We start from the raw sequence: 1396 nt of genomic DNA on the forward strand, positions 1-1396 counted from the left end.
GTCTCTGCTCCCAAAATTTAAAAGTGTTATCTGTTTACTTCAAAGTTAATAAAATTTGTAGCTAATTATACTATCTCTATAACTCTGTATTTTTTATTTAGTTATTCTTCTATAAAAAAATCATTTTTAAAGCCTATTAGATATAGTTTTTCTGTTGCACGTGTAACTGCTGTATATAACCATCTTAAATAATCTTTATCTATACCATTGGGCAAATATGGCTGTTCTACAAAAACAGTGTTCCACTGCCCTCCTTGCGATTTATGACAGGTTATAGCATAAGAAAATTTTACTTGTAAGGCATTAAAGTACTTGTTACCTTTAATTTTTAGAAACTTTTTATAGTTGCTTGTTTCATCTTCGTAATCTTTTTGTACTTCTTGATATAGCCTATTAGACTCCTCGTATGGCAATGATGGCGTTTCCGCAGAAATAGTATCTAATAACAATACGGTTTCAAAGGGGCTCATTTTAGGGTAATCTACCATTCTTACTTTAACTTCTGCAAATCTAAAGTCGTACAATTCTTTAATGCTAAAAATCTCTAAAACTTCTATAATATCTCCATTGGCTATAAACCCTGCTTCTGTTGTAGGTTTAACCCAATAGTAATTGTTTTTAACGACCATTAAATAGTCTCCAGCAGATAATTCATTTTCATTAAAAAGAATACGGCTTCTAATTTGTTGATTATATAGGTTAGCTCTTTTATTACTTCTAACAATTAGAGCCATTTCCTCATTACCAAGCGTGCTATATGCATCGTTAATTGCATCAATAATGTCATGCCCGTCTATGAGTCTTATAATATCTTTAAAGCCTAATAAATTAAACTTAAAACTATCAAAAAAACCACTAGATAATGTTTCCCTTAGTTCTGTAGCATTTTCTAGAATACCCGAATCGTGGTTTTGCCTCATAACTTCGTCTAGTTCTATTTTAGTAACTAGCTTATCATAATTAAGGCTAAGGTTATTTTCGTCTAGTGCTGGGCTTAATTCTAATTTTACTGGAGGTAGTTGGGCGGTATCTCCTATTAATAATAGTTTACAATTATGACCAGCGTAAACATATTGTATTAAATCATCTAACAAAGAGCCGTTTTCAAATAATTTAGAGTCTCCTGGGGTATCAGGAATCATTGAGGCTTCATCTACTATAAAAATGGTGTTTTTATGTTTATTGGGTTGTAATACAAATTTTACGCCTCCTCCTCTATCTTTTTTAGGAAAGTATATTTTTCTATGTATTGTAAAGGCTTCTTTTTTAGAATAATTAGCAATAACTTTTGCAGCTCTTCCTGTTGGAGCCATTAAAACTGCACTTTTTTTTGCTTTCCATAAATTATTAACAAAAGCACTGATAATAGTGGTTTTACCAGTTCCTGCATATCCTT

At 31.2% G+C, this 1396-nt stretch carries 1 protein-coding gene; it reads right to left on the reverse strand.

Translation table 11 applies throughout. The features are described 5' to 3' along the window. Window positions 1-101: 101 nt before the first annotated feature. A partial coding sequence (locus tag ACVC2P_RS16650) for an ATP-dependent DNA helicase (protein WP_452599583.1) occupies window positions 102-1396 on the reverse strand: 1295 nt, incomplete at its 5' end.

Source organism: Pontimicrobium sp. MEBiC01747, assembly GCF_053601635.1.